The 26,996-nt window shown below is 71.7% G+C and carries 24 protein-coding genes; 8 read left to right on the top strand and 16 right to left on the bottom strand.

Translation table 11 applies throughout. From position 1 onward, the window contains the following. Window positions 1-6: 6 nt before the first annotated feature. Window positions 7-2,376 carry a PAS domain-containing sensor histidine kinase gene (locus tag A3862_RS19300; RefSeq protein ID WP_043384266.1) on the top strand — a complete coding sequence of 790 codons (2,370 nt, stop codon included), beginning with the start codon at window positions 7-9 and terminating at the stop codon, window positions 2,374-2,376. A 10-nt stretch (window positions 2,377-2,386) separates the two neighbouring features. On the opposite strand, the gene A3862_RS19295 is transcribed toward A3862_RS19300, so the two are convergent. The 5 genes from A3862_RS19295 to A3862_RS19275 form a co-directional block, all read right to left on the bottom strand. After that, window positions 2,387-2,641 carry a hypothetical protein gene (locus tag A3862_RS19295; protein ID WP_043757611.1) on the bottom strand — a complete coding sequence of 85 codons (255 nt, stop codon included), beginning with the start codon at window positions 2,639-2,641 and terminating at the stop codon, window positions 2,387-2,389. A 341-nt stretch (window positions 2,642-2,982) separates the two neighbouring features. Continuing rightward, entirely contained in the window at window positions 2,983-4,122 is a 1,140-nt protein-coding gene (locus A3862_RS19290; protein ID WP_111473898.1) for a GNAT family N-acetyltransferase, read from the bottom strand. Beyond that, window positions 4,119-5,459: a lipopolysaccharide biosynthesis protein gene (locus A3862_RS19285; RefSeq protein ID WP_043757614.1), complete on the bottom strand. Its 1,341-nt coding sequence runs from the start codon at window positions 5,457-5,459 to the stop codon at window positions 4,119-4,121. The genes A3862_RS19290 and A3862_RS19285 overlap by 4 nt, the downstream gene beginning before the upstream one ends. A 56-nt stretch (window positions 5,460-5,515) precedes the next feature. Beyond that, complete coding sequence (locus A3862_RS19280) at window positions 5,516-6,448, bottom strand: SGNH/GDSL hydrolase family protein (RefSeq protein ID WP_043757616.1); 933 nt, start codon at window positions 6,446-6,448, stop codon at window positions 5,516-5,518. Further along, the gene (locus A3862_RS19275) at window positions 6,409-7,506 is read right to left on the bottom strand and encodes an OpgC family protein (protein WP_043757619.1); all 1,098 of its coding nucleotides are present in this window, start codon (window positions 7,504-7,506) and stop codon (window positions 6,409-6,411) included. The genes A3862_RS19280 and A3862_RS19275 overlap by 40 nt, the downstream gene beginning before the upstream one ends. A 169-nt stretch (window positions 7,507-7,675) precedes the next feature. Here A3862_RS19275 and A3862_RS19270 point away from each other — a divergent pair, with 169 nt between their 5' ends. Beyond that, window positions 7,676-7,942 carry a hypothetical protein gene (locus A3862_RS19270; protein ID WP_052083618.1) on the top strand — a complete coding sequence of 89 codons (267 nt, stop codon included), beginning with the start codon at window positions 7,676-7,678 and terminating at the stop codon, window positions 7,940-7,942. Between the two features lie 28 nt (window positions 7,943-7,970). Here A3862_RS19270 and rfbA read toward each other — a convergent pair whose 3' ends face one another. The 4 genes from rfbA to rfbC all read right to left on the bottom strand — a co-directional run bounded on the left by rfbA (window position 7,971) and on the right by rfbC (window position 11,464). Then, on the bottom strand, window positions 7,971-8,870 hold the full coding sequence (gene rfbA, locus A3862_RS19265; RefSeq protein ID WP_043757622.1) for a glucose-1-phosphate thymidylyltransferase RfbA: 900 nt from the start codon (window positions 8,868-8,870) through the stop codon (window positions 7,971-7,973). Continuing rightward, the gene (gene rfbD / locus A3862_RS19260) at window positions 8,867-9,772 is read right to left on the bottom strand and encodes a dTDP-4-dehydrorhamnose reductase (protein WP_043757624.1); all 906 of its coding nucleotides are present in this window, start codon (window positions 9,770-9,772) and stop codon (window positions 8,867-8,869) included. Before rfbD ends, rfbA begins: the two co-directional genes overlap by 4 nt. Next, window positions 9,772-10,821 carry a dTDP-glucose 4,6-dehydratase gene (gene rfbB / locus A3862_RS19255; RefSeq protein ID WP_043757626.1) on the bottom strand — a complete coding sequence of 350 codons (1,050 nt, stop codon included), beginning with the start codon at window positions 10,819-10,821 and terminating at the stop codon, window positions 9,772-9,774. The genes rfbD and rfbB overlap by 1 nt, the downstream gene beginning before the upstream one ends. 91 nt (window positions 10,822-10,912) lie before the next feature. Next, window positions 10,913-11,464: a dTDP-4-dehydrorhamnose 3,5-epimerase gene (gene rfbC / locus A3862_RS19250; RefSeq protein WP_043345777.1), complete on the bottom strand. Its 552-nt coding sequence runs from the start codon at window positions 11,462-11,464 to the stop codon at window positions 10,913-10,915. A gap of 175 nt (window positions 11,465-11,639) precedes the next feature. Here rfbC and A3862_RS19245 point away from each other — a divergent pair, with 175 nt between their 5' ends. After that, a complete protein-coding gene (locus tag A3862_RS19245; protein WP_111473897.1) occupies window positions 11,640-12,542 on the top strand; it encodes a DUF6925 family protein in 903 nt (300 codons plus the stop codon). Between the two features lie 8 nt (window positions 12,543-12,550). Here the strand turns inward: A3862_RS19245 and A3862_RS19240 are convergent, their stop codons facing one another. The 4 genes from A3862_RS19240 to queE form a co-directional block, all read right to left on the bottom strand. After that, entirely contained in the window at window positions 12,551-12,979 is a 429-nt protein-coding gene (locus A3862_RS19240; protein ID WP_043757630.1) for a hypothetical protein, read from the bottom strand. Between the two features lie 27 nt (window positions 12,980-13,006). Then, complete coding sequence (locus A3862_RS31585) at window positions 13,007-13,174, bottom strand: hypothetical protein (RefSeq protein WP_158498453.1); 168 nt, start codon at window positions 13,172-13,174, stop codon at window positions 13,007-13,009. 101 nt (window positions 13,175-13,275) lie between these two features. After that, a complete protein-coding gene (locus A3862_RS19235; protein WP_236961390.1) occupies window positions 13,276-14,559 on the bottom strand; it encodes a hypothetical protein in 1,284 nt (427 codons plus the stop codon). Window positions 14,560-14,769: 210 nt separating this feature from the next. Next, window positions 14,770-15,402 carry a 7-carboxy-7-deazaguanine synthase gene (gene queE / locus A3862_RS19230; protein WP_043345774.1) on the bottom strand — a complete coding sequence of 211 codons (633 nt, stop codon included), beginning with the start codon at window positions 15,400-15,402 and terminating at the stop codon, window positions 14,770-14,772. A 265-nt stretch (window positions 15,403-15,667) separates the two neighbouring features. Here queE and A3862_RS19225 point away from each other — a divergent pair, with 265 nt between their 5' ends. From A3862_RS19225 to A3862_RS19210, 5 genes are all read left to right on the top strand, one after another. After that, entirely contained in the window at window positions 15,668-17,200 is a 1,533-nt protein-coding gene (locus tag A3862_RS19225) for a D-alanyl-D-alanine carboxypeptidase family protein (RefSeq protein WP_051044599.1), read from the top strand. 66 nt (window positions 17,201-17,266) lie between these two features. Continuing rightward, window positions 17,267-18,358: a CobW family GTP-binding protein gene (locus A3862_RS19220; RefSeq protein ID WP_043384296.1), complete on the top strand. Its 1,092-nt coding sequence runs from the start codon at window positions 17,267-17,269 to the stop codon at window positions 18,356-18,358. 103 nt (window positions 18,359-18,461) lie between these two features. Then, window positions 18,462-19,073: a hypothetical protein gene (locus tag A3862_RS19215; protein WP_236961388.1), complete on the top strand. Its 612-nt coding sequence runs from the start codon at window positions 18,462-18,464 to the stop codon at window positions 19,071-19,073. Further along, window positions 19,070-19,315, top strand: coding sequence for a hypothetical protein (locus A3862_RS32130; RefSeq protein WP_236961386.1), 246 nt, complete (start codon window positions 19,070-19,072; stop codon window positions 19,313-19,315). Before A3862_RS19215 ends, A3862_RS32130 begins: the two co-directional genes overlap by 4 nt. Before the next feature lie 162 nt (window positions 19,316-19,477). Then, on the top strand, window positions 19,478-20,098 hold the full coding sequence (locus A3862_RS19210; protein ID WP_236961385.1) for an endonuclease III domain-containing protein: 621 nt from the start codon (window positions 19,478-19,480) through the stop codon (window positions 20,096-20,098). A gap of 3 nt (window positions 20,099-20,101) precedes the next feature. Here A3862_RS19210 and A3862_RS19205 read toward each other — a convergent pair whose 3' ends face one another. The 3 genes from A3862_RS19205 to A3862_RS19195 form a co-directional block, all read right to left on the bottom strand. Continuing rightward, window positions 20,102-20,419, bottom strand: coding sequence for an HPr family phosphocarrier protein (locus tag A3862_RS19205; protein ID WP_043349643.1), 318 nt, complete (start codon window positions 20,417-20,419; stop codon window positions 20,102-20,104). A gap of 129 nt (window positions 20,420-20,548) precedes the next feature. Continuing rightward, complete coding sequence (locus A3862_RS19200) at window positions 20,549-24,901, bottom strand: translocation/assembly module TamB domain-containing protein (protein WP_043757637.1); 4,353 nt, start codon at window positions 24,899-24,901, stop codon at window positions 20,549-20,551. Next, a complete protein-coding gene (locus A3862_RS19195) occupies window positions 24,902-26,860 on the bottom strand; it encodes an autotransporter assembly complex protein TamA (RefSeq protein WP_043757642.1) in 1,959 nt (652 codons plus the stop codon). Between the last annotated feature and the right edge of the window lie 136 nt (window positions 26,861-26,996).

Below are 26,996 nucleotides of genomic sequence, written 5' to 3'. Positions count from 1 at the left end.
TCGGCCATGCCGGAGGCGGCTTCCGCTTCCTTCTCCGCGCGTGCGGATTCGAATCTCACGATCTCCTGGCCGATGCGGACCCGGGATCCGCGGCTCGGCCAAGCCGAACGCTGGCTGCGCTACGCCGTGCCGGGGACGCTGGCGGTGTTCCTGGCCTGCCTCGTCGGGCTCGCGGCGCTTCACATCCAGGGCCAGCGGGCCGAGATCCTGGCTGGTGCCCGGGCCGAGGTCGAAGGCTTCGCCCGTCTGGCCGCCCGGGCGGTGGACCCGACCGGTACCGTGGCGGAGGACCTGCGGGCGCTGATGCCGGAGAGCGAACGGCATCCCGGCCGCCGCCTGCTGGTGGTCCGCCCCGACACCCGCATTCTCGCCGCCCATCCCCCGCTGCCCGCCGACCGGACGACGCTCGCCGCCGTCCTCGGCGACAGCGAGCCGCTCTCCGGCCTCGGCGAGCGCGCCGGCGCCATGGCCCTCGAACTCCCCGGGGGCGAGAGCGTGCTCGCCGCCATGCACAGCCTCCCGGGCGGCGCGGGCCAGGTGGCGGTGCTGCAGCCCATCGAGCCGCTGCTGCGTGGCTGGAGCGCCCGCACCCGCGACCAGATCGTCCTGATCGCCGCCGCCGCCCTCGTGATCGTCGGCGTCGGACTGGCCTACGGGCTGCAGACCCGTCAGGCGGCCCGGGCCGACCGCGCCCGCGAACAGATCCGCGGTCGCCTCGAGACCGCCCTGCGCCGGGGTGCCTGTGGGCTGTGGGACTGGGACATCGCCCGGGGCCGGATCTACTGGTCCGACTCGATGTACACGCTGCTCGGCTACCGGCGACAAAACGAGTATCTCTCGTTCGGCGACGTCAACGGCTTGGTCCATCCCGATGATGGCGACCTGTACAGCCTCGCCCGGGGGCTCGCCGCCAATCAGACGCATATCGACCACGCCTTCCGGATGCGCGGCGCCGACGGGGCCTATGTCTGGCTGCGTGCCCGGGCCGAGGTCGTGGCCGACGCCGCCGATGGTGGCCGCCACCTCGTCGGCATCGCCACCGACATCAGCGAACAGCGGGCCCTCGAAGAGACCAACGCGGCGGCCGACATGCGCCTGCGCGACGCCGTCGAGGCGATCTCGGAGGCGTTCGTGCTCTGGGATACCGGCAATCGGCTGGTCCTGTGCAATTCCAAGTTCCGCCACCTCCACGCCTTGAGCCCGGAGGATGCGCAGGCCGGGCGAAGCTACACGGACGTGATGGGTCGCGGCGTGCTGCCTCAGGTCCGTCGGGAATCACCCGAGGCGGGCATGGCGTTGACCAGCATGGCGGCCCGGACCTTCGAGGCCGAACTCACCGATGGCCGCTGGCTGCAGATCAGCGAACGGCGCACCAAGGATGGGGGCTACGTCTCGGTTGGGACCGATATCACCAGCCTGAAGCGCAATCAGGAGCAGCTCCTCGCGTCCGAGCGCGAACTGATCGAGACCGTGAAGGACCTCAAACGGTCCCGCCGGACCCTCGAGCTTCAGACCCAGCAGCTCGCCGACCTCGCCGAGCGCTATCTCGACCAGAAGGCAGTCGCCGAGGCCGCGAACCAGGCCAAGGCCGAATTCCTGGCCAATATGAGCCACGAACTGCGCACGCCGCTCAACGCCATCATCGGCTTTGCCGACGTGATGGAGAATGCCGTGCTCGGCCCGCTCGGCACCCCGCGCTACACCGAATATTGCCGCGACATCCGCGAGAGCGGCTCGCATCTGCTGTCCATGATCGACGACATCCTCGACATGGCCCGCCTCGAGGCCCGGCGGGTGCGGCTGATCCCGAAGGCGATCTCGGCGGAGGCCGCCATCACGGCTGCGCTCGCCCCGGTCGAGCCGGCCGCCCGCGAGAAGGCGATCACCGTCAGCGTCGACGTGACGTCCGGGCTGGACCTGCTAGCCGATCCGCAGGCGATCCGGCAGATCCTCGCCAACCTCCTGCAGAACGCCGTGAAGTTCACGCCCGCCGGCGGGCGCGTCGCGGTGCGCGCGCGCCGTGCCGGGGCGTGCACGCATCTGTACATCGAGGACAACGGCATCGGCATTCCGCGCTCCGATCTCGACCGGCTCGGCCGGCCCTTCACCCAGGTCGAGACGCAAATGACACGCAGCCACAAGGGATCGGGTTTGGGCCTCGCCATCACCCGCTCGATGGTCGAGCTGCATGGCGGTTCGCTTCGGATCCGTTCCGAGGAAACGGTGGGCACGATCGTCCTCGTGCGCCTGCCGGCCGTGCCGGCCGACCGTTTGGATCCGCCGGTCCCCCTCGCGGCGGCCGGCCCCGGGTTAAAGACCCTGAGTGAGACGCCGCGGTCGGGTCGCGGCGCGGCCGGCCGATCCGCCGCGGCCTGACCGCACCCTCTCACGACCGCGGATCGAGACCGCCGAGGCGCGCGCGGCGCCCCTGTTCCACGTGCCAGCGCGCATCCGCCACGGCCCGCGCCAAGCTCCGGATGCGCCATTGGCGATAGAGGGACAGGACAGGGTTGCGACCTAGCCCGGCTTGATGTCGGCTCAGGCGTCGCAGCAGGTCCGGCAGCTGCGCCGAAGCCGCGTCGCCGGTGGCGATGTCGATCGCCCGCAGTTCCGCCCGGAGCCCCGCTTTCCAGTCGTCCATGATGCCCCCTCTGCGCTGATCGCCCGACGCGACCGGGCCGCGGTTCCGAGCGGCCCGGCTGCCGGTCCTCCCGCGGCATGGCTACCCGGCGCCAAACCCCAGGGCCGGTCCGGTGGTGGCCCGGCAGGTGGTCCGTGCGGCGGACCGGACGTGGAGAATACGAGCGATGCGGTCGCGGGCAACGCGTAGCTTCGCCCTGGCGGCCTGGCTCGGGCGCGCCGCCGGGCCGGCCTGCGCGCGGAGCACGGGCGCCGTCATCGGCCTTCCCGGGGCGGATGACCGGAGATCGCGCTCGCAAATCTCCCCAGGGCGCCCGTGGGTGCGACCTGCGCCGCGCCGATCTAGCGCCGCCGCAGCGCCCGCTTGGCGGCGGCGCGCGCGTCGCGCTCGAATCGGGCGAGCCGGACGCGCCGCTCTAGGGAGATCACCTGCCGACCGGGCGGAACGGCGATGACCTCGGCGATCGGGGTCCGGTCGCGGTAGAGGCTTTCCAGAGCCGAACCGTCCAACGTCGCCGAGTCGAGGCGTTCGGCGAAGCCGGTCTCGTGGCAGGCCCGCACGATCTCGGCTTCCAGCAGGAGGCCCGGGGCGTGGCTGCGCAGGCCTTCGTCGTAGGCGGTCTTCAGCAGGGTCGCGGTGCCGCCGGTGACCAGGGCCAGGCTGACGGCAATCGGCCGCCCGTCGAGGGTCAGCGCATCGGCCCGGACGCCGACCGGGCCCGGTGTCGCCGTGAACAGGGCGCGGGCGAGCGCGGCGCTCTCCGGGCGGCAGGCCATGGCGGTGCCGGCCTTTCCCTTCCAGCCGACGCGCTCCAGATCGAGAAATGCCGCAACGAGGCGGGCGAGGTCCGGTCCGTCCGCGGCGCTCACATGGGCGACGGCGCCGGTCTCCGCCAGACGGCGCGCCCGGCGGCGCAGATCCTTGAAGCGCGCCCGGTTGGGATGATCGGCGAGGAACGCCGCTTGGTCGGCGCGCCGGTCCATGACCGGCCGGTCGAAGGCCGCCACCGTGCCGATCGCCCAGCCGCGCCGGCGCATTTCCGCCAGCATGTCCGGCACGGCGCCTTCTCCGGTCGGCAGCAGAGGCCAGCGCCACGCCCGGCCACCGGAAGCCGCCTCGAGCCCGGCCACCAGCGCCCGCGCATGGGCCGTCCGGTCCGGGCCGTCGGCGATCAGCGACGCGGTGGCGGTCACGTAGGGGGAGAGGAACGGCCGCAGGATCCGGCTGCCGAGACCGCACAGGTCGCGGGTCGGCGCATACGGCAGCAGCGCCACGAGCCGGTCTCCCTGGCGGACCGTGACATAGCGCAGAGCGGCCGACAGGAGTCCTGCGGCCCGATGGGCATCGATCACGTGCCGCGCGAAATGCGGATGCGGGGCGGTGCTCGCTGCGACCAGCGCATCCCAGGCGACGGGATCCGGTGCGTCGGTCAGCGCGAACGCGACGTCGGAGGGCGCGCGGAGGGGGTTCGCCGCGGTCATCGGGCCATCCCGGTGGCCCAGACCGGGGTCGGCAGCCCGTGGATCCGCCCGGCGGCCCGGGCCAGAAGGGCGGCCCGGCCCATGGTCGCGAGCGCCACCGCCATGGCGGCGCCGAGCGTCCCGAAGGCCGGAACCAGGGCGAGGCACAGACCTGCGGCGGCGACGAGGCTCCCCACGGTGATGCCGGCACAGAGCCGCTCGCCGCCCAGCATGGTGAGGAGGTCCTCTCCCGGCCCGAACAGGCTCGCTCCGACGCTGCCGGCGATCAGGATGCACAGGATCGGCACGCTGGCGCCGAGTCCCGGGCCGAACATGGCGAGCAGCAGGGGGCTGACGGCCAGGATCGCGCCGCCGACCACGAGCGTCGCGGCTGCCGTCATGCGGCCCTGGCGGCGGACCAGCTCGGCGAGCAGGAAGCGGTTGGCCTGTGCCTGGGCGGCGCTGTAGCGCTGGAGCGTCGCCGCGCTGACGGCGTAGTGGACGAACACGACGAATTGCTGGATCCGCGTCGCCGCGAAGTAGACCCCGACCTCCGCCGGGCTCACCAGGGCACCGAGCACGATGACGTCGACGAAGGTGAAGCCGGCATTGGCGAGGTCGATGGCGGCGATCGGCAGGCTCGTCCCCAGCCAAGCCCGCCACCGGTAGCGGTGCGGCCCGGCCGGCAGACTCCGCCGAAGTCGCGCGGCGAGCAGGGCAGCCTGCAGGCCCGTGGCGCCGGCGGCGGCGATCAGCATGCAGGCCATCGCCACTTCGGCGCGGGGCGGCGCGCCGAGCAGGATCGCCGCGATCATGCAGCCCATCATCAGGGTCTGGCGCAGGAGGTAGGGCGGCGCGATGGCGAGCCCGACCCAGTTCTGGCTGCGGGCCACGCCCTCGAGGTAATCCTGGAGCGCGAAGAGCGGCATCACGCCGAGCGCGACCGCGATCGGGGCCCAGTAGGCCGGGGCGAACAGGTCCGGTTCGAGCATCAGCAGGGCCGCACCGAGCCCCGCGATGGCGAGGGCCGCACCGCCGGTCACCAGGGCGCCGGCCCGGATATAGCCCCGCGCGAGGTCGAGATCGCCCTGCGCCTGATCGCCCGGCACGAAGCGGCAGGCGCCCTGCGACAGGCCAAGGGTCAGGGTATGGCCGAGCATCGCGGTCCAGACCCAGACCGAGGCGAAGATCCCGTAGGCGTCCCAGCCCATCATCCGGGCCGCGAGCACCTGGGCGCCGTAGGCGAAGCCGGCTGCCCCCACGCGGATCGCGAAGACCGTGAGGGCCGCCCGCTGGGGACCGGTCTTCAGAGCCCGGAGGTGCCGGAACGCGCGGAGAGGGAGAGCCGTGGCTGACACTACGCGCTCCGCGCCCGTCCTGAACTCGGCGGGAGGCCGATCTCTGGCCGTCCGGTCTAGCCCGGGGCGCGTTGCGGCTCGGTTAAGGGCGGCTGGGCCGGGGCCGCCTTGGGTTCCTTCGGCGTCTCGGTCCGCATCAGGGAGGTTGCGATCGTCAGGGCGACATGCTCGGCCATGCACCGCAACCCGAGATCGTTGAGCCGAAACTGGCGGCCGAGCATGTGCCCCTCGCCCTTGTCCGTGCGGCTCGACAGGTAATGCAGCGCCTCGTAGCGTCGCACGAGCGGCACGCCCTGCTGGGTCGCGACGGTGCGGACTGCCTCGACGATCCGGTTGTAGTCGACGTCGGCCGCCATGCTGGCGGTATAGATCGGGTCGACCAGCACCACGTCAATTTCGTGAGAGCGGATCCAGCCGACGGCCTCGGCCAGCGCGCTCGCGAAGGCGTCGACGTCGACGCGGGCGATGGCATCGTGTGTGCCGACCTGCCAGACCACGAGGTCGGGCTCGGCCTCGGCCACCATGGTCCTCAGGCGCTCGGCGGCCCCGGAGGCGATCTCGCCCGGAAGGCCGCGATGGTCGATCGTCACGTCGACCTTCGGCAGAGCGTGCTCCAGGGCGGCTTCGAGCTTGGCCGGATAGGAGGCGGACGCCCCGGGCGCCGCGCTGCCGCCGATCGCCAGGATCTTGAGCGGGCGGTTCTCCGCCAGTGCCGCCTTGACGGCGCCCAGCTGGGCCACGGTGTACAATTGTGCGCCGGGAACCCGGCACTCCAGGGAGAGGGTTGGATCACCCGGCGCTGGAATGGTGGGCTGCTCCGCCGCGGCCGATCCGACCGGAATGCCCCACAGGCTGGCCGTCAGGACCCAGGTGGCCAGCGCCGGGGCGAGCCCGCCGGCGGCACCGGTCCGGACGGCCCGGGATGGGCGCACAGGATACCCCGCCCGCATCATGCCCGCGGTCGCGACGATCTGCTGCGGCTGCGCCATTCGACGAACCATGCCGTAAACCCCAGCCCGACGAGGCCCGAGCCGGCGACCAGCATATCGATCGGCACGCCGCCGCCAGTCTGGAAACGCACGAGCTGCCCGATCAGGCTCAGGATCGAACCCATCGAGAAGACAGCCAGCGAGTTCCGGCCCATCTGAGTTAGATAACCGACAATGCGACCGATTCGGGGGGCGAGTACCCTGTAAAGGGGCGCAAACGCTAACAATACCCCCAAGAAATGAAGCAGCCGGGCCGGTGTGAGGTAGGTCTTCTCGAACGTGAAGAGCAGGCGCGGCTCCGGAACGAGCATCGGATCCGGGCGGATCTCCGTCACCGCGAGCAGGATCCCCAGGAGAACGATGACGACGCCCATCGGAAACAGGCGTCGCGCCCAGCGGCGCAGGATATCGGAGCGCAGGTTCCAGCCCTGAAGCACGAAGCCGAGTACGAGCAGAAGCTGCCAGCAGAACGGATCGAAGAACCAGTCCCCTTCCCCCGGCCAGGACGGAAGGTTCCAGCCGAAGATGAGGCTGGCGAGATACACGCCCACGGAGAGCGCCAGGGCCGCGAGCAGGCTGACGCGCCCGACGAGCACGAAGACGGGCGCGATACCGATCAGCAGCACGTAGAGCGGAAGGATGTTGAAGTAGCCGAGCTGGTAGGTCAGCAGCGCCATGCCGCAGACCGATTGGATCGGGTCCGCAAAGAAGCCGCCGGCATTGTGCCATTCGAGGATGAGCGGGTTGTCGAGCAGCAGCGCCGCGCCCGCGATGATCGCCAGCGCCAGCAGCATGACGGTGAGCTGCGCCCGGTAGACCTCGACGGTGCGGGCCAGCAGCCGCACCACGCTCCGTCCGGGCGGCTCGGGGTTGCCGTCGCGACCCCGTGTGGCGATGCCGATCGACCAGCCCGCGAGGAACACGAACAGCTCGGCCGCGTCCGAGATGCCGTATTGCGAGAAGGTGTAGCGCTCGAAGGTGTTGCCGGGGATGTGGTTGATGAAGATCGTGATCAGGGCGAAGCCGCGCCAGAAGTCGATCGCGTTGGGGTCCCGCATCGTCGCGGCGGCTCCGGGTTTCGACGCTTCAGAATGTCGGCTGCGGGAACGCGGCTCCTGATACGGCGCCGCATCGGTTCTGCAAAGGCGAACAAAGGTAGGGATCGGCCCGTGGGGTCGAACCGGATGGTCACACCCGCGTTATGGCCCGGCACGGAGTTCCAGACAGATGACCCGACCGCTCACCACCCTCGGCCTCGCGATCTTCCTGCCGGTCCTGGCGGCCAGCGCCGCGGCGGCGCAGGCTCAGACCGGCACCGGCGGCGGTCCCGCCTCGACGGCGACCGCGCCGAACACCTCCTCCCTCGGCCGTGTGATGCCGCCGAGCCGGGGGGCCGGCGCGGCGACGCCCGACGACCGGCGCACGCTCACGCCGAACGAGGCGCAGAACGATCGGATCATGCGGGGCATCTGCATCGGATGCGCTCCGAAATAGGAGGCGCGTCCGACCGAGGGCACTCCGGCTACTTGCCGCGACGCAGCCGCAGGTCGTCCTCGCTCTCGCGGGCGAGCCGCAGCAGGTTCTGGCCGTAGGCGGTCTTGGCGAACATCTCGCCCCGGGCCACGAGCTGGTCGCGGGAGATGAAGTGCTGGAGGTAGGCGATCTCTTCCAGGCAGGCGACCTGCAGGCCCTGGCGGTGCTGCAGGGTGCGCACGAACTCGCTCGCCTCCAGCAGGCTGTCGTGGGTCCCGGTGTCGAGCCACGCATAGCCGCGCGACATGCGCTCCACGTGCAGTTGCCCGCGTTGCAGGTAGGCCTCGTTGACGCTGGTGATCTCCAGCTCGCCGCGGGCCGAGGGCTTCACGTCGGCGGCGATGTCGAGCACCTGATTGTCGTAGAAGTACAGGCCGGTCACCGCCCAGGTGGATTCCGGGTTCTGCGGCTTCTCGACGATCTTGGTCGGGCGGCCCGCCTTGTCGAGGTTGACCACGCCGTAAGCCTGCGGGTTGTCGACGTGGTAGGCGAAGACGGTCGCGCCCTGCTTGCGCACGGCGGCGCGATCTAGGAGTTCGCCCATGCCGGCGCCGAAGAACAGGTTGTCGCCGAGGATCAGCGCCACGTCGTCGTCGCCCACGAAGTCGCGCCCGATGACGAAGGCCTGGGCGAGGCCTTCCGGCCGCGGCTGCAGCGCGTAGGAGAATTTCAGCCCGAACTGCTCGCCGGTGCCGAACAGGCGCTTGTAATTGTCGAGGTGCTCCGGCGACGAGATGATCAGGATCTCGCGGATGCCGGCCAGCATCAGCACCGAGACCGGGTAGTAGATCATCGGCTTGTCGTAGACCGGCAGGAGCTGCTTGTTGATCGACAGCGTGGCCGGGTGCAGGCGCGTGCCGGATCCGCCGGCCAGAACGATGCCCTTCATGGCTTGGAAACTCCCTCTGAAACCGGCCCGACGAGCCGGTCCAGGATATCGTCGAGCGCTGCCTGCCAGGCCCGCGGCGCGATGCCGTAAGCGGCCGTGAGGCTGTCGGTGGACAGGCGCGAATTGGCCGGCCGCCGGGCCGGTGTCGGATAGGCGGAAGTCGGGATGCCCTTGACCGGCACCGAGCGGCCGCCGCGGCGGGCCGAGCCCGCCACGATCGCCTCGGCGAAGCCGCACCATGTGGTGTCGCCGGCGTTCACGCAGTGAAACGTGCCAGTGGGAGCGTCCGCATCCCCGGCCATGCGCTGCGCGATCGTCGCGAGGGCGGCGGCGAGGTCGGCGGCCGAGGTCGGGCAGCCGTGCTGGTCGTCGACGACGGTCAGGGCATCGCGCTCGGCCGCGAGCCGCAGCATCGTCTTGACGAAGTTGCCCCTGTGCGGGCTCACCACCCAGGCGGTGCGGACGACGGCGTGGCGCGGATTGCCGGTGCGCACCGCCAGCTCGCCGGCGGCCTTGCTGGCGCCGTAGACGCTCTGCGGATCGATCGGTGCGTCGGGCGCGTAGGCGCCGTCGGGCTTCGTGCCGGCGAAGACGTAGTCGGTCGAGACGTGGACCAGCGGGATGGATCGCGCCGCCGTGGCGGCCGCCAGGATCGCCGGCGCGAGCGCGTTGAGGCGCCACGCCGCGACCACATCGGACTCGGCCTTGTCGACGGCCGTGTAGGCGGCGGTGTTGATCACCGCCCGGTAGTCGCGCGCGGCGAGCGCCGCCGCGACGGCATCCGCGTCGGTGATGTCGAGATCCGCGCGGCCCGGTGCGTGCACGCGGACGCCGTGCGGCCAGGACAGGGCCTGCAGCTCGGTGCCGACCTGGCCCGCGCCCCCGAGGACGAGGATGTCCATCAGCCGTTCAGTCCCAGGCGCTCGCCCTTGTACCGGCCCTCGCGGATCGGGCGCCACCAGCCCTCGTTGGCGAGGTACCAAGCGACGGTCTCCTCCAGCGCCTGCTCGAAGGTCTTCTGCGGGCGCCAGCCGAGTTCGGCCTCGGCCTTGGTGCAGTCGATGGCGTAGCGCCGGTCATGGCCCGGGCGGTCGGCCACGAAGCTGATCAGCTGCTCGTGCGGGGCGTTCTGCGGACGCAGCCGGTCGAAGGCCGCGCACAGCGCTTTCACCACCGCGAGGTTGTTGCGCACCGCCCGGCCGCCGAGCAGGTAGGTCTCGCCGATCCGGCCGCGCTCCAGAACGGCGACGAGGCCCTTGGCGTGATCCTCCACGTGGATCCAGTCGCGCTCGTTCAGGCCGTCGCCGTAGACCGGCAGCTTCTTCCCCTCCAGGGCGTTCAGGATCATCAGCGGGATCAGCTTCTCGGGGAAGTGCCGCGGCCCGTAATTGTTCGAGCAGTTGGTCACCAGCACCGGCAGGCCGTAGGTCTCGTGCCAGGCGCGGGCGAGGTGGTCGGAGGCCGCCTTCGAGGCCGAGTAGGGCGAGCGCGGATCGTAGCGGCTCTCCTCGGTGAAGAACGCGTCCGGCGGCAGCGAGCCGTAGACCTCGTCGGTGGAGACGTGGAGGAACCGGAAGCTCTTTTTGTCCGCCTCCGGCAGGGCTTCGTAATAGCCCCGCGCCCCATCCAGCATGGTCTGCGTGCCGATGACGTTGGTGCGCACGAAGGCGCCCGGATCGGTGATCGAGCGGTCGACGTGGCTCTCGGCCGCCAGATGCATCACCGCCTGCGGCTTGAAGTCGGCGAAGGCCTTCTGCACGGCGGCGCGGTCGCAGATGTCGGCCTCGACCAGGCGATGGCGCGGGTTGTCGGCGAGCGGCGCCAGCGAGACCGGGTTGGCCGCATAGGTCATCGCGTCGAGGGTGCAGACGTCGTGGCCGAGATCGTTGACGAGGTGCAGCACCAGCGCCGAGCCGATGAAGCCGCAGCCTCCGGTCACCAGGATGCGCATGGCGTGTCACCTCTTCGGATAGGTCAGAAACGGAATAGCCGGGCAGCGTAAGACTGGCCGGCGTGACGAAATTGCGGCCGGGCCGCGCGGCTCAGAAGACTTGGCCGAGATCGGCGAGGCGCGGGGCGCGGCGATCCTTGTCGGACAGGATCGCCGCCTCGCCCGAGACCGGCCACGGGATCCCGACTTCGGGATCGTTCCAGGCGAGCGCCCGGTCGTGCTCGGGGCTGTAGTATTCGTCGACCTTGTAGGCGACCATGACGTCGGGGGTCAGGGTGCAGAAGCCGTGGGCGAAGCCGTGCGGGATGTAGAGCTGATCGCCCGTCTCGGCGTCGAGGGTGACGGCGACGTATTTTCCGTAGGTCGGCGACCCGCTGCGGATGTCGACCGCGACGTCGAGGATCGCGCCCTGGAGCACGCGGATCAGCTTGGCCTGGGCCCGGGGCGCGATCTGGAAGTGCAGCCCGCGGATCGTGCCCTGCGGCGCCGAGAAGGACTGGTTGTCCTGTACGAACGGCGTCGTGATGCCGACCCGCGCCAGGGCGTCGGCCCGGAACGTCTCGGAGAACCAGCCCCGCGTGTCGCCGAAGCGCTTCACCGCGATGCGCTTCACGTCCGGGATCTCGGTCTCGATGACGTCCATGCCAGCGCCCTTCTTGCGGATCCCGTCGCGAGGTCCAGCGGACGTCTCCGCATCGGTCGTTCCGGGCCGCGCGCCCGCCTTGCCGACCACAACCTCGGTGATGCCCCGCGACTTCCGGTCATTCGCCGTCCGTGTCAAGGCGTGCCCGCTGCGGTGGCGTGCGTGCGAGGAGCCGATGACGGCCGGACCGGGATCCGCGGTGGAGACCCTGCTGCGGGCCCAAATGGCCGATCCGGCCTGCACGTGGAGCCTCGGCAGCTACGGAGCCGGCGCCGTCTTCGCGCGGGACCCTGACGAGGCGGCCCGGCCCCTCGAGAATGGGGGGATCGGCATCGTCACGGCCCGGGGCGCCCTCGCCCTCGTGGTGCCGCCGGATCTCAGGCCGTTCGCCTACGAGACCGGTTTCAACGACGGTTGGAGCCAAGCGGTCGCGCTCTGCCTCCCCGAAGCGGCCTGTGCCATGGGCGGGCGCACCGTACTGACCGAGCTGGGGCCCGATGCGGCGGCAATCCGGCCGCAGGACCGCGCCGCGTCCCTGTTCGACCTCGGCCTCGGCCTGCGCGCCGTGGATGCCTGCCTGCGGGTGGCCGATCCCGAAGGCATCCGTAGGCTTCGGGCGCTGGCGGGCCGGCCGTCCGGCGATGCGGGAATCCTGCGGTCGCTCGCGGCGCACCCGGATCGGGTCTTCATCACGCGCTGCGGGCGCATCGAGGTCTTCGCCCCGGGGGCCGATCCGGCCGAAGCGGGGTCCGGACCGCAGAGCCACGTCCTGCCGCAGCTGCTGCGGCTCGGACGGACCCATGCGGCCACCGCGCCGATCCCGCAGGGCTGGGTGCCCTGCGGCGCGCTCCATCCGGCGCATCCGGCCCGGGACCGGCCCGGTCGGCCGATCCCGTTCGATGCCGGACGCCACGCGGCGTTCGCGCTGGTGCTCGACGCCTGGGGCGATCCCGCGCTGGTCGCCCTGCGCCGCACGATCCTGGCCGGGCAGGATCCCGATCCGTCGCACGTCGACGGACGGTTCGCCCGCCTGGCGGTCCGAGCGGCGCGCGCCCAGCGGAGGGCCATGGCAGGCTGAGCGGGACGTCACAGGTCCGGCGGCGCCGGCACGAAGAGCGGCGCCAGCTCGGGCTGGCCGCCGGCCGGCATCCACGCTCCCCCGAGCGGATGGATCGGCGTGTCCGCCCACAGGGCGCCCGAACGCGCCATGCCGACGAGCGCGGAGAGCGGGAACGGCCCCGTCACCGCGTCGCGATAGAGATAGAACCGCATCGCCGTCTCCTCCGGCGGGGCCGGCGGCGTCCGATCCAGAAGGCGCAGCGGGGCGTCGGTAGCGAAGGCTGCCGGATCGACGGTCGGGAGGTGGCGCTCGGCTTCGCCCCGGGCGACCCCGAAGAAGGCCGCGACCATGTCGAGGCCGGCCTGAGCGGCGGCTTCCTCGAAGTCCAGACTCCCGCGTGTGGCGAGCACGGCTCGACTCAGCGCCGAGTAGTTCAGCGAGAACAGGGCCGTCATGGCGGTGCGGTCCGGGCCCGGCGGCGCCTATTTGCGCATCTTGTGCAGGATGCGCGGCGACGTGCGCCCGGGAACCTGACCGTCCTGGTCGAAGGTCCCGATCGCGATCGTGCCCTCCGGCACGCGGATGGCGGCCGCCAGTGCCTCGACGAAGGGCCGGAATTGCGAGCCCTCGGCGCTCAGGAACGGCTCCATCCATCCGGAATCCTGAATGAGCACGAGCTGATGGGCGGCGGCCTGGACCGGGGGCGACCAGAGGACGAGCAGCGCGAGCGCCGCGCGGGTCGGAAGCGACCTCAGGCCGTCTGAAGCCGCAGCGCGTGGCAGCTGCGCCCGGACCGGGTCCAGAGGTACAGCGCGTTGTCGTGCAGGAGCGCGTCGGCGTCGCCGCGTGACGCCACCTCCAGGGTGATCGGAAGGCGGTGGAGGCCAACCCCGTGGGCGTGGTGCAGGACGTGGCCGATCACCGGTTCGCGGAGAGCGGCGCCCTGGAGGAATGCGGCGCGCGGAGCGTCGATGTCCAGGGCGAGGAGCACGGTATCGCGGGGCAAGGCCAGCAGCGGAACGAGGAGAGCGCCCGCGTGCGCTCCGAGCGTGAGCGTCTCGGCCGGCGGCTGCCAGGGCAGGTCGAAGCGGTCCGCGCCCCAGTAGGCGACGGGTCCGGCGGCGAGGCGCGGCCCGTCGAGGGGGCGGAGCGTCCGGTCCGGCGTCACTGCGGCGAGGTGGTAGCGACCCTCCAGGATGCCGAGCTGGTGGTGCTGGTCGGCCCGATCGCGCCACGGCGCTTGCGCGGTGATCGGCGCGAAGCCGTCCGGCCAAGCAACGAAAGCCGCGCCTGCGCCGCCCGCCCGGAACGCGACGAACCCGTCGGGTCCAGTCCAGAACATGTCGCCCAGGCGGTTTTTCCAGGGACCTGAGAACCGGCTTCCGGACGCGGATCTGTCGAGGTCCAGCAGGGCGAGGGCATCCGAGCCGACCGTGCTGCGGCACAGGATGAGCCGCCCGTCCCGTTCGGCCAGGGCGAGGAGGTCGATCCCGTCCCAGCCTGGAGCGGAGAGAAAGCGCAGGCGCGGTAGGCCGACTTCGCCGGAGGCGAGGCGGAGACCGAGTTGCGGAAGTCCTGCCGAGACCAGCGCGTCGGCGGTGGTGTAGGCGATCCCCGCGGGAGACGCCGTCGGCGTGGTTCGCGGTGCAGCGGCGGGCAGACGGCCGAGGGGCAGGAACGTCCGGCCGTCCCAGGTGTCCAAGGCGCCCAGGTTTTCCTGAAACAGGTGGAGCGCGGCCGGGCGCCCGGCCCGGAGCAGCACCGGCACGCCGCTCGGCAGAGGAAGCTCGGTCAAGCTGCCGCGGTCGATCTCGAGCGTGGCCGGCTCCTCGGCGGTTGCGGGGTTGCGCAGGATCTCGCCGGTTGCCGGTGCGTGGGTGAAATGCGCTGGATAGGGGCGGGCTTGGGTGTCCCGCCGGATGCCGATCTGGGCGATCCGCGCGTCATCCGCGGCGATGCGGATTCCGTTTATCTCGGCCGCCACCGGTACCCCGCCCCGGAAATGCCAAAGCTGACGGCCGGACAGGTTCGTCACATGCGGATCGGGATCGACCGGCCAGATCCCGTGGCATTCGGAAGCGTGCGCATTCCGCGCTGGCGCGGAGATGATCCGCGGCTGTGAGAAAGATCCATCGGCGCTCAACGGCCCTGTTCCGCAGCTGAAACACAGGGCTGATCGTTTCCGATTCTCCGCGCGATGGGAGGAGCACTGTCGAGCGGCGTCCCCCGTCTTGCGCTGATCTTGTCAGGGAATGCCGATGATCTTGTGGGTTTGCAGCGACAGCCGCCAGCGGGCATCGCGGCGGCAATAGGCGATCGCCGCCTCCGTGCTGGCGGCGCGGTCCGGCCCGTCCATGGGCTGGAGGAAGCGGTGCTGGAATGCGAGCCCGACGAAAGCCGCCGGATCGGCGTCCGCCTGCGGATAGACAAGCTTCAGTTCATGGCCGGAGGTCTGCGCCAGGGCGTTGCTTCCCTTGGGGCTGACGCAGATCCAGTCGATACCGGGCGGCGCGGGCAAAGTCCCATTGGTTTCGATCGCGATCTCGAACCCGGCCGCGTGGACGGCCTCGATCAGGGGCGTGTCGAGCTGGAGCAGCGGCTCGCCGCCGGTGAAGACGACGTAGCGGTTCTCGGCGCCTCCCGCCCAGGTGGCGGCGATCGCGTCGGCGAGCGCCGCCGCATCCGTGAAGCGGCCGCCGCCCTCCCCGTCCATCCCGATGAAATCCGTGTCGCAGAATCGGCAGGCCGCTGACGCGCGGTCGGCTTCGCGACCGGACCACAGGTTGCAGCCGGCGAAGCGGCAGAACACGGCGGCGCGGCCGGCCTGGGCGCCCTCACCCTGAAGTGTGTGGAAAATCTCCTTGACCGCGTAAGCCACAACTGTCCCAGTCACGTCCGCGCGCGGTCCGCTCCGCGCTCTGACTGCACATAAGCCGTGCCTGTCCGGTGGGCCACCGACAACCGCGCCGAGCAGACGCGCGGTGCGATCTCGCCTTGCTCTTGCCATGGTGGACTCGTTCATGCCGAGATGCAGTCCGGCGACCGCTTTCGGCCGGCCGGGTTGCGCCGCTCTCCGGCTGGCCGGCCGGAAAACCGACGCCCCGCGGCGTCGACCAGGCGATCCTCTGATGAGTCGGGCTCGAATGTCCTCTTCTCTCTACCGACGCGTCACCGTCGGGTTTGCGGCGCTGACGGGTCTGCTCGGGGCGGGCCTGATCGGGATCGGCGCCGCGAATGCCGTGACGGTGCCGATCCTCGTGGCGGACGTGGATTCCGGCAAGGTGATCTACGCGCAGGCGCCGACCGATCCCTGGTATCCGGCCTCGATCACCAAGCTGATGACCACCTACGTCGCCCTGGATCTCGTGCGGCAGGGCAAGGTCTCGCTCGACTCGATGATCACCATCTCGGCCGCCGCCGCCGCCGAGCCGCCCTCGAAGATGGGCTTCAAGCCGGGGACACAGCTCACCCTCGACAACGCCCTGAAGATCATCATGGTCAAGTCGGCGAACGACGTCGCCTACGCGATCGGCGAGTCGCTCGGCGGCACCGTCGACAACTTCGCCGCACTGATGAACGAGACTGCCCAGCGGATCGGCATGCATGACAGCCGCTGGTACAATCCCAACGGCTTGCCCGATCCGCGGCAATGGACCTCCGCCCGCGACATGGCGGTTCTCGCCCGGTCTCTGATCCGCGATTTCCCGGATTCCCACGACCTGTTCTCGATCTCGGCGATCCAGTTCGGCCGCGCCGTGATGGCGAACCACAACGGGCTGCTCGGACGCTATCCCGGCACGGATGGCATGAAGACCGGCTTCATCTGCTCGGGCGGCTTCAACGTGGTGGCGACCGCCACGCGCAACGGTCGGCGGATCGTCACCATCGTGATGGGGCAGCCGAGCCCGCGCGAGCGCGACGTGAAGGCCGCCGACCTGTTCGACTACGCCTTCGGCCAGAGCGCCGGCTGGACGAGCCCGACCCTCGACGCGCTCCCGGCCTCGGCCTTGTCCGCGCCGCCGGACATGCGCCCCTTCATCTGCGGCGGCAAGAAGCCGCCGGCCATCGAGGACGGGGCCGGCGCACTGAGCGCTCCCGGTTCCGCCGCGCAACTGATCGGCGGCTCGGCGGCGAATTCGCCGGCGCTGGCGCTGGCCGCCTTCTCCAATCCTGCCCTGCGGGCCCGCTCCCTGCCGCCGCGGGCGCCGCTTCAGCCGATCGCCGTCTGGATCGGCCGCAACCCGGCGGAAGGCCAGAACATCCTCGACGCGCAGGAGGCCGAGCAGAAGGCCGCCGCCGCCAACACCCGCGCCGCCAAGCTCGAGGCCGCCAAGGCCAAGCGCGCGGCGGCCCTTGAGGCAGCCAAGCAGGCCCAGGCGGCCCGGCTCGAACGCGCCCAGGCCGCGAAGGCCGCCGCCAAGACGGCCCCGAAGGTCGCCGCGAAGCCGGGTCACGGCGTGCCGCGGAACGCGAGCGCCTACACGGCCGACGAGACGCCCGGGATGCCCGAGGCCAAGCCCGGCAAGGGCCTGACCAAGTCCGCGCCGAAGGCCGCCGCCCACAGGTCCGGGTCGACCAAGGGCGAGACCAAGCCCGATGCCAAGCCCGATGCCAAGGCGGCGGCCAAGGCGCCGGCCAGGAAGCCGGCCGCCAAGAAGGCCGCGGCGGACGAGTAGGCCATCGCGGGTGTCCGGCGTGGCGCCGCGTTGCCGCGGAGCCCGACGCACCCCACTTCGCCGCCTATGTCAGACACCATCGTGCCCGCTCCGGACCCGCGTCGCCCGGAGCCCATCCCGCTGACCGTGCTCACCGGCTTCCTCGGCGCCGGAAAGACCACCCTGCTGAACCGGCTGCTGCGCGATCCCGCGCTCGCCGACACGGTGGTGATCGTCAACGAGTTCGGCGAGATCGGCCTGGATCACCTGCTCATCGAGACCGTCGACGAGGACATGATCCTTCTCGGCGCCGGCTGCCTGTGCTGCACGGTGCGGGGCGACCTGATCGCCACCCTCGAGGATCTGCTGCGCAAGCGCGACAACGGCCGGATACGGCCGTTCCGGCGCGTGGTGATCGAGACGACGGGCCTCGCCGATCCGGCACCGATCCTCCACGCCTTGATCTACCATCCCTATCTGGTGCTCCGATACCGCCTCCAGGCCGTGGTGACCCTGGTGGATGCGCTGACCGGCGCCGAGACCCTCGACGCCCATCCGGAGGCCCTGCGGCAGGCCGCGGTCGCCGATCGGATCGTGCTGACCAAGACCGATCTCGCGGGCGACCTGTCGGGCATCCGCGCACGCTTGGCGGCGCTCAACCCGGCCGCCCCGATCGTCGCGCCGGACGCCCCCGCGGAGGCGCTCCTCGGGGGTCTGTTCGGTCTCGACGGCAAGGCGGCCGACGTGCGTGCCTGGCTCGGCGACGCGGCGCTGGCGCAGGATCGCCACCACGCCGACGTGAACCGCCACGACGCCGCGATCCAGGCGATCTGCCTGACCAGCCCGGCGCCCGTGCCGCGCCCCGCCTTCGAGATGTTCATGGACCTCCTGCGCTCCGGCCACGGTCCGAAGCTGCTGCGGCTCAAGGGCATCGTCGCCCTCGCCGACGATCCCGAGCGCCCGCTCGTCGTCCACGGCGTCCAGCACGTGTTCCACGCGCCGATCACGCTGCCGGCTTGGCCTGATCCAGACCACACCTCGCGGCTCGTGCTGATCCTGCGCGATCTCGATCCCGCCTTCGTGCGCCAGCTCTGGGACGCCTTCCTGGGCCGTCCCCGGATCGACGCGCCGGACGCCGCGGCGCTCACCAACAACCCCCTGGCGATCCCCGGCCCCTGACGCCGGCGGGCGGCACCATCCTTGAAGCCATCGAGCCGAATGGCGCCCCTGAGGCGCCGGATCGTCCCGGATCGGGACGGATCGTCGACAGGCAGGACACGCGATGGTGCGACGCTTCACCGTGATACAGGGCGGCCTGTCCGAGCGGGCGGACGACACGGCAATTCCGGATGCCGGAGCCGGTCCGCAGGCCGAGACGTGGCGGGTCGATCTCCAGCGGCCCGGTGCCGTGGATGCGGCGGCGGTCGCCGCCTGGCGGGCCATGCTGGTGCGCAATGCCGTCAGCGATCCGCTGCGCGACCCGGATCATCTCCTGCCGCTGGCCCAGCATCGTCCGGCGGCGCGTTCCGTCGCCGTCGCCCTGGCCTGGAGCCGGGATGCGCGCGACGGCCGCGAGACGCTGCGCGGGGTCGTCCCGCTGGCGATGCCCCATTCGGTCTGGGGCGGCCGGGCCCGGCCCTGGCAGCCCGCGGAGCCTGACGCCGCAGCCCTGGTGGAGCACGCAGCCGCCGAGGCCGTGGACCGGGCCTTGCGGGAACGGCTCGGGGCGCTGCGCCGCCCGCTCCGCCTGATCGGTGAGTCCGCGCCCGTGCAGGATCCGGGACCGCCGCGTCCCATCCTGGCGGCGAGCCGTCCGGCGCGACCGCGTTCGGTTCCGGCCGGGAACCTGATCGGCATCCGCCCGGCAGGCTGGGAGCCCGCGGACTGGCCGTGACCGAACCAGCCGCCGTCCGCGATGCGGTCGAGACCTTCCTCGCCCTCGACGCCCGGACGGCTGCGCGGCCGATCATCGCCGACCCGGCCGAGGCATCGCTGGTCCGGGTGGTCACCCGGCTGTTCGCCCGTCGCGGCGCGCTGCAGGTCGAGTTCCGGCGCCGGGCCGGCGCAGTCGTGTCCGGAACGCTCCACCTCTGCGCCGGCTCCAATGCGGTACCCTGGCGGCGGGCCCGGGCCTGAGCGGTCAATCCGCCGCGCGCAGGGAGCCTGTCGCGGGAGGCGTCCGAACCCTAGCTGGCGCCCATGACCCGCGACCTGACCCATGGCATTCGATCCGCTCCGCGCCGAAAGGCCGCCGCGGGACCGGCGTCTGAAGCCGGTCAGGCGGGAGACGCCGCCACGGTGGCCGCGGTCCTCGCGCGTCTCGCGGACAGGGATCCGGATCCGAAGGCCGGATTCGACCGCACCGACCCGTTCCGCCTGCTCGTGACCGTGCTGCTCTCGGCCCAGTCCACCGGACCGACCGTTTCGCGGGTCGCAGAGGCATTGTTCGCCGAGGTCCGCGATCCCGCCGGCATGGTGGCGCTCGGGGAAGCCCGGATCGTCGAGATCATCCGGCCGGTCGGGCTCGGGCCATCCAAGGCGCGCAACATCGTCAAGCTGTCGGCGGCCTTGGTGGCGGATTACGGCGGCGGCGTCCCGCGCAGCGCCGCGGAGATGTGCCGCCTCCCGGGGATCGGCCGCAAGAGCGCGGAGGTGACGGCGAACTTCGCCTTCCACGAGCCGGTGATCGCGGTCGACACCCATGTCTTCCGGGTCTCGAACCGGATCCCTCTGGCCCCGGGCCCGACGGTCGACGCGGTGGCCGACGGCCTCGCCCGGAGCGTGCCGGAGGGCTTCAAGGACAATGCCCATGTCTGGCTGTTCCGACACGGGCGCGACATCTGCACCGCCCGGAAGCCTGCCTGCCCCCGATGCCCCGTCTCCGACCTTTGCGCGTGGCCGGGCCGATCGACGGCCTAGCCGCTACTCGTCTTCGCCGAAGCGGTTGGCGAGCAGGGCCTCGATGGCGTCGAGACAGTCTTCCGCATCCGGGCCCACGGCCGTGACGGCGATGCGTGTGCCCATGGCGGCCCCCAGCGTCAGCAGGCCCATGATGGAGCGTCCGCCCACGGTCTCCCCCGCCCGGGTCACCGTCACGGCGGCGTCGTAGCGTTCAACGGTCTGGACGAACTTCGCGGATGCGCGGGCATGGAGGCCCCGCCTGTTGATGATCGGGAGCTTGCGGAGAAGGCCGCCCTCCGGAACCGGCGGATCGTCATCCGTCTCGAAAAGCTCGTCCATCGTCCGTCGTGTTTCCCGCCCGATCGGCGGCCCTGGCGGCCGCCTGTGCCGAACCTAAACCATTGACCGGGCGTGTCGATCCCGTAGCCTTGCTGAGGACGCGCAAGCCGGTCCTGTGGATCGGGCCGGCTACCACTCGTACTCGGCGCCGACGCCGAGGCTGGTGCGGCCGTCGCTCCCGGCCTCGCCCTTCAGCTTGATCCGGCGGGTGACGTCGAAATCGACGCCGACGGCCGTGTCGGCAGGCTTCGCCCCGGCCTTCACGCCGACGCTGACCCGATCCGAGATGTAGCGCGAGGCGCCGATCGCCGGCCCGCCGCTCGCGCCGGTGGAAACGTCGAGGCTGTCGAGGCCGAGGCTCTTGCGGGCCTGCTCGAACATGTCGGGCCCCGCGGCGCCCCCGGAGAGCTGGGCGACCGCCTGGGCGAGCTGCAGGGCCTGGAACGGCGACAGGCCGGCCGACGCCTTCTTGAACAGGATCCGCGACAGGATCTCGTCCTGCGGCAGGGCTGGATCCGAGGTCAGGGAGAATTGCGGTGCGTCCGCGAAGCCGGAGACCGCGATGCGGGCGGTCACGTCGGTGGCCTTGGTCTCGGCGACGAAATCGAGTTCCGGCGTGGTCAGGCTGCCCGCGAAGGTCAGCCGGCCGCGGCTGAAATCCAGGCGCTGGCCGACAAGTTCGAACTGACCGCGCCGCAGCGAGAAGGCGCCGTTCGCGTTGGGCGACGCGGAGGTTCCGGTGACACGCAGCGCGCCGCCGAGTTCCGCGTCGATGCCCCGCCCGCGCACGAAGATGCGGCTCGGCGCATCGATCGTCACGTCGAGGGTGGCGTCGAACGGCACGGCCGGCTTTCCGGACCGCCGCCCGGGACGTGCCGCGGCCTTCCTCTCTGCCCGCTGCGCCAGGCGCGCGCGCAGCTCCGGCGGCGTGTTGACGTGGCGGACCCCCGGCAGCGGCCGGATGGTGGCCGGGAGCCGATCCGGGACCGCGACATCGATCGACACGACATCCACGCGACCGGCGATCCGCGGTGTCCGCGCCAGCGGACCCGCCAGCGTGACGTCGACGCTCGACACGGCCGTCATCAAGGGGCTCGACACGAGTTCGGCCTTGTCGGCAACGACATGGAAACTGCCCGGGAAGTCGGGCGCGAGGGAGACGCGGCCGGTGACCGAGACCCGGCCGCCGTTGCGGGCGCTCGCGGTCAGGCGCTCGACCACCACGCTGTCGCCGCGACCGGTGACGCGCCCCTCGATCCCGGTGAAGCGGAGGCCGTTCAGCGGATCGGTGAAGCTGCCGCCGGTCAGCACCGCCGCGCCCTGCGCCCGCGGCGCCGCCAGCGTACCGGTGACGCCGCCGTCGATGGCAACCTTGCCGGTGACGCTCTGGCCGCCGACGCTGAGCAGGGAATTGGCGAGGGATGCGTCCAGGGTCCCACGTGCGCGCAGGTCCAACGGCCCCCCTGCCTCCACGGGCAGCGATCCCGAGACCGTCAGGGCGACGCCGCGCCCTGCCGTCACTCGACCGTCCAGGCTCGCCTGCCCATCCGACAGGGTGCCCTTGGCGGTGGCGTCGATCGCCGGAAGTCCGGCCTGCCGCGTCTGCGGGGCGACGAGCTTCGCGACGCTGATCGCGTAGCGTCCCTCGGGGCGCGTGACAGGCCCGTGGAGATCGGCTTCGCCGTCCAGGGTCCCCGAAAGGGCGAGGCTCGGCGCGGCGATCCGGGCGAGCGACAGGGGTAGCGACCGGATCGCCACCCGCAGGTCGAGAGCCTGCCCGACACGGCCCGCGGCCGTGATGCGACCCGCGCCCGCCGCGATGGACAGGCCGTCGATCACGGCGCCGCCGTCCCGAAGCGTGATCGCCGCCGGCCCGGTGAGGGCGAAGCGATCGCCGCCCCGGGCGGCCGACAGACGCTGGATCTCGATCCGCGTGTCCTCGGCCGGAACGACCCGCGCGGCGCCATCGAGATTGAAGCCGCGCGACCGGGCGGTCAGGGTCACGTCGCTGAAGGCGGGGCTGCCGTTGGCGAGGAGCCGGATCGTGTCGACCTGCTGGCCGGCGGCCACAAGCCGGTCGGCTTCGAGCCGCCCTTCGAGAACGGGATGCGCGCGCAGGTCGCGGCCCGAGAGATCCGCATCGAGACGCGCGAGGCTGGTCTCCCCGTATCGGAGCGCGGCTCCGGTGGCGCGGATGGCCGCATCCTGGCGGCCGCCGTCACGGGCGAGGGTCAGCGCGGCGTCGAGTCGGCCCGTGACCGGCTCCGGGACCAGGGGCGCGATGTCCGTCAGATCGCCGGCCCGCACGGTGAGCGCGCCGGCCGACAGCCACGTGTCGGCCGCGACCATGGCGTGGCCCGCGACGGCGACAGAGCCGAGATCGAGACCGAGCCGGTCGAGGACCCAATCGCCGCCGACGCGCGCGAGGTGGGCACCGCCCGTGAGCGCCTTGCCGGCGACGTCGCCGCTGAGTCGGACCGTTCCGTCCGGGGCGAGGAGCGCGTCCCGCAGGACCGCCTCGGCGCGCAGGTCCCGGATCGGCTTTCCCGCCGCGGTGGCGGACGGCGCCGTCAGAGCCGCGGTCACATCCGGATGTTCCAGAGATCCGGTCAGGCGCACATCGATGCTGGCCTTGCCGGTGAGGCGTCCGTCGAGATCCGCGAGGCTCCTGAGATCGAGCCGCCCGGTGACATCCGCCCGGGACGCCGTCGCCTCGCCCTGCAGGGTCGCGGCGACGCCGGCCCCCTCCAGGCGCAGATGGTCGAAGCCGTAGCCGTCGAAGGTCTGGGAGACGCGCCCCTGAAGGGTCGGTGCGCGGCCGAGGGTGCGGTCGGCGGCCTGGATCCCGGTGACGAGGCCGCTCGTGGTCACGGCGAGGTCGGCCGCGATGGCCTTGCGCGCCGGATCGCCGCTCAGCCGCGCCTTGGCGTCGAGGCTGCCCGCAAGGCCCTGGCCCGCGAGACCCGAGAACACCGAGAGGTCCGGCAGGGCCGCGTCTACGGTGCCCGTCAGGGTGTTCTGGCCGACGCGACCGACATAGGCCGCCCGCGCCGTGTCGGAGTCGAGCCGGAGCGCCGCGATATCGACCACGCCGTCTGCGCCGGCCGAGGCGCGGAGCGTCACGTTGGCCCGGCTGCCGATCGCCCGGCGCAGGGCCGGGTCGGCGAGCTTCAATCCCTCGACCCGGCCGTCCGCCGTGATGGCGAAACGCTGCGCCGATGGGTCGCCCTGCGGGTCGATCCCGAGGCTGGCCTCGATCCGGTCCAGGCTGGAATCGCGGCTGCGCAGGGCAGCCGCGTCGAGGCGGCCCCGGACCGTCGGTGCCGCGAGCGGTCCCTTCAGGCTGCCGTCGAAGACGAGCTTGCCGATCTCGGCCTCGCCGGCCCGGGTGACGTCGCCCTCCGTGGGCAGGGCGCGGGCCTGGAGCGTCAGGTCGGCGACCCGGTCGCGGGTCAGGCTGCCGCCAGCGGCCAGACGCGCCGTGCGGGAGGTCAGTTCCAGCCGGTCGATCCGGAAGGCGCCGCTATCCGCGAAGGCGATGCCGCCGTCGAGCTTGGTGGTGCCGGCGAAGATCGCGGCCGCCGGGCCCGGCATCAGGCCCTCGATCCGTGCCGCGAGATCCAGGGCGAGGCGCCGCTCGGCCCCGATCCGGGAGATCTTCGCACCGCCCTTGGCACCGATGTCGGGTCCGGCCGTGAAGTCGAGCTTGGCCCCCCAGGCGTCCAACGTCCCGGTTCCATCGAGTTCGAAGTCGATTGGCGGCGTGCCGGGCAGGTTGGCCGCCTTCGAGAGCAGGCCGCCCGCCGGCTCCACGAGGTTCGCCTTCAGCTCGAGCCGCTCGCCGTTCGGCACGAACAGCAGCGACAGCAGGAAGCGGCCCGGCGTGTCGAGGCGCAGGGCCCTGGCCTGGAGGTCGAGCCCTTCGCTGGCGGCGCCGAGCTTCGCCCGGCCCTCCGCGGACAGCCGCGCCGGCTGCCCGGCCACCGCCTCGCCCAGCGTCAGCTCGGCCAGCTTGAAACCCTTGATCTCGACCTTGACGGGCAGGTCCGGGAGCAGCCGGCCATCGGGCTTCGCTTCGGGCGGCGGTGGACCGGGGATCGGTCGCCGCAGCACGTCGAGATGCCCGATCTCGAGGCTGTCGACCTCCAGGCGTCCCGACAGAAGGGCGAGCCGGCGCCAGACGATGCGGGCCCGGTCGAGTTTCAGCCAGACGCCGTCGCGGTCGCTGATCGCCACGTCCCGGATGGTGGCGTCGGAGGACAGGGCGCCGTCGATGGCGCCGATCGCCACCCGGGACGAGGGCGTCGAGAGCGCCCGCGACAGGAGTCCGCCGAGCACGGACTTGTCCCCCTCTTCGGCGGAGGTCAGCGTGACGGCCCAGGGCAGCGCCAGAATCAGGCAGACCAGGACGAGGCCAAGCCACCGGCCGCCGCCGCGGTTCGGCGTGGCGCGGCGTCGCGTGAGTCCGGTCCGAAGAGCCATTCAGAACGCCTGTCCCAGGCTGAGATACAGGACGGCCGGCCGCACGTGCCCGCCCTTATAGGGATCGAGCGGAAAGGCGAGATCCGCGCGGATCGGGCCGATACCGGTGTAGTAGCGCAGGCCGATGCCCACGGATTTGCGGATCTTCTCATCGAAATCCGGCGTCGCCGAGGCGAAGGCGGTGCCCGCGTCGAAGAACGGCACCACGCCGATCGTGTCCGTGACCTTGATGCGCGCCTCGAGGGAAGCCTCGAGCAGGCTGCGGCCGCCGATCGGGAGGTTGTAGGGGCCGATTGGTCCGAGGGTCCGATACGGATAGCCGCGCACGGAGCCGCCTCCGCCGGCGAAGAACCGGAAATTGTCCGGGATTTCTCCCAGCGGCGCCCCGGAGACCGAGCCGAAGCCGATGCGGCCGGCCAGGATCATGCGGGCTTCGTCGTCCAGGGCGTAGTAGGTCGAGCCCTGCGCCTTGGCCACGACGATCCCGGGCGACGAGATCGCGCCGGGATAGACCGCCAGCGACGCGATCGCCCGAATGCCCCGCGTCGGGTCGAGGAGGCTGTCGGTGGAATCGTAGGTCACCGAGGCGGGGACGCCGATCAGCCGGTAATTGACGGTACCGAGGGCATCCTTCGACCGGCCCGCCTGGGCGTCGAGCCCGATCTGCGCCGAGAACGTGTCCGAGAAGCGGTGGCGGATCGCCCCAGAGACACCGCCGCCATCCACGAGATAGCTCTGCTGCACCTCACGCGTGATGAAGGCGTTGGCCAGCAGATCGTTGCGTGTGCCCCACAGGGCCGGCTGGACGTAGGTCGCCGAGAGCCGTCCGCCGAGGCCGTTCGTGCCGATTCCCGCAACCTTGCGCTGGTTGGCGAAGGGGTCGTTGCCGAGGCCCAGATAGTAGATGTCGGCGTCCACCCGGAAGGACTCGCCGCCACCGAACAGGTTGCGATTGGCGTAGTAGGCCCGCACGCCCGGCCCGTCGACGGTGGAATAGCGTGCCGAGACACCCACGAGGTTGCGCTCGCGTTCGGTGACCTCGACGAACAGCGGCAGGTTTCCGTCGGCGTCGAGCGCCGTGCCCTCGCGGACGCGCACGCCGCCGATGCCCTCGATCCGCGCCACCGACCGGCGGATCGCCGCCACCGCCTGGGGCGAATACGGGTCGCCCGGTTCGGCATAGATGAAGGAGCGGATGGTCGCCGGGTCGATCCCCGGTGCGCCGCTCACCGCGACCGGACCGAGACCTGCGACCGGGCCCGGCGCCACCGTGAAGGTCACGTCCATGACGTGGGCGGAATCGTCCACCACGGGGTCGCGAGCGACGACTTTTGCGAAGGGATGGCCCTGCGCGCGGAACTGGTCGACGATCTGCGCTTCCCGGGCGAGCACGGTGACCGAGCGGGCCGGAACATCCTCGTCCACGCGGGTGATCCGCGCGGGCAGGACGGATTCCGGAAACGGGTTGCCCGCCGGATCGCGCACGGTGATCCGGCGGAGATGGTAGAGGGGGCCGAGATCGACCGCGATCCGGACCGGGACGAGGCCGCGGTTGCGCCATGCCTCCGCGGCGGCGACCGCGACCGGTGCCTGCTCCGCCACCGGCGCGCCGTCGATCCGGATCGTGACGGTTCCCTGGTAATAGCCGTAGCCCGAAAGCACGTCGGCGAGCTTGGCGCGGTCGGCCTCGGCCCGACGCAGCAATCCCTCACCGTCGGGCGGTGGGTCCTGCCTCAGGCGATGGAGGGTGGACGTGTCCTGCAAAGCCCGGAGCACGTCGGAATCGTCGGTCCCGGTGATCCGCAGCGTGTATGGCAGCGCGGTCGGACTCGGCGGCGGCGGTTCGGGCTCGCTGGCGAACAAACCGAACAGGTCGAAGGCGCGTGCGGGTTGAGCGCCCGCAGCGACCAGCAGGGCGAAGGCCAGGGCAGCCAGCCTCGGCGGCGATGCGCGACGCATCCCCGGACGGACCGCACGATGAATGGGAGCGGAGACGCGCAAACCGCGGTCTTCAGCTCCGATTGAGGTCGGCCGTGCCGCCCGCCTGTGAGATCATTGCCGCTCCCCCCTTACGCCGTGTCACGACGTACCCCGG

Origin of the sequence: Methylobacterium sp. XJLW (assembly GCF_003254375.1) — a bacterium.
Taxonomy (GTDB): domain Bacteria; phylum Pseudomonadota; class Alphaproteobacteria; order Rhizobiales; family Beijerinckiaceae; genus Methylobacterium; species Methylobacterium fujisawaense.
This window is presented reverse-complemented; position numbering and strand designations above follow the sequence as displayed.

Coding starts and splice junctions, on each gene's coding strand:
- rfbD (WP_043757624.1), bottom strand. CDS start 9,772: ATGGACATCCTCGTCCTCGGGGGCGCGGGCCAGGTCGGCACCGAGCTG.
- A3862_RS19295 (WP_043757611.1), bottom strand. CDS start 2,641: ATGGACGACTGGAAAGCGGGGCTCCGGGCGGAACTGCGGGCGATCGAC.
- A3862_RS19280 (WP_043757616.1), bottom strand. CDS start 6,448: ATGGCGCAGCCGCAGCAGATCGTCGCGACCGCGGGCATGATGCGGGCG.
- A3862_RS19195 (WP_043757642.1), bottom strand. CDS start 26,860: ATGCGTCGCGCATCGCCGCCGAGGCTGGCTGCCCTGGCCTTCGCCCTG.
- A3862_RS19220 (WP_043384296.1), top strand. CDS start 17,267: ATGTCAGACACCATCGTGCCCGCTCCGGACCCGCGTCGCCCGGAGCCC.
- A3862_RS19215 (WP_236961388.1), top strand. CDS start 18,462: ATGGTGCGACGCTTCACCGTGATACAGGGCGGCCTGTCCGAGCGGGCG.
- A3862_RS19240 (WP_043757630.1), bottom strand. CDS start 12,979: ATGACGGCCCTGTTCTCGCTGAACTACTCGGCGCTGAGTCGAGCCGTG.
- A3862_RS19290 (WP_111473898.1), bottom strand. CDS start 4,122: ATGACCGCGGCGAACCCCCTCCGCGCGCCCTCCGACGTCGCGTTCGCG.
- rfbB (WP_043757626.1), bottom strand. CDS start 10,821: ATGCGCATCCTGGTGACCGGAGGCTGCGGCTTCATCGGCTCGGCGCTG.
- A3862_RS31585 (WP_158498453.1), bottom strand. CDS start 13,174: ATGGAGCCGTTCCTGAGCGCCGAGGGCTCGCAATTCCGGCCCTTCGTC.
- A3862_RS19200 (WP_043757637.1), bottom strand. CDS start 24,901: ATGGCTCTTCGGACCGGACTCACGCGACGCCGCGCCACGCCGAACCGC.
- A3862_RS19275 (WP_043757619.1), bottom strand. CDS start 7,506: ATGCGGGACCCCAACGCGATCGACTTCTGGCGCGGCTTCGCCCTGATC.
- rfbA (WP_043757622.1), bottom strand. CDS start 8,870: ATGAAGGGCATCGTTCTGGCCGGCGGATCCGGCACGCGCCTGCACCCG.
- rfbC (WP_043345777.1), bottom strand. CDS start 11,464: ATGGACGTCATCGAGACCGAGATCCCGGACGTGAAGCGCATCGCGGTG.
- A3862_RS19270 (WP_052083618.1), top strand. CDS start 7,676: ATGACCCGACCGCTCACCACCCTCGGCCTCGCGATCTTCCTGCCGGTC.
- A3862_RS19225 (WP_051044599.1), top strand. CDS start 15,668: ATGTCCTCTTCTCTCTACCGACGCGTCACCGTCGGGTTTGCGGCGCTG.
- A3862_RS19300 (WP_043384266.1), top strand. CDS start 7: ATGCCGGAGGCGGCTTCCGCTTCCTTCTCCGCGCGTGCGGATTCGAAT.
- A3862_RS19245 (WP_111473897.1), top strand. CDS start 11,640: ATGACGGCCGGACCGGGATCCGCGGTGGAGACCCTGCTGCGGGCCCAA.
- A3862_RS19205 (WP_043349643.1), bottom strand. CDS start 20,419: ATGGACGAGCTTTTCGAGACGGATGACGATCCGCCGGTTCCGGAGGGC.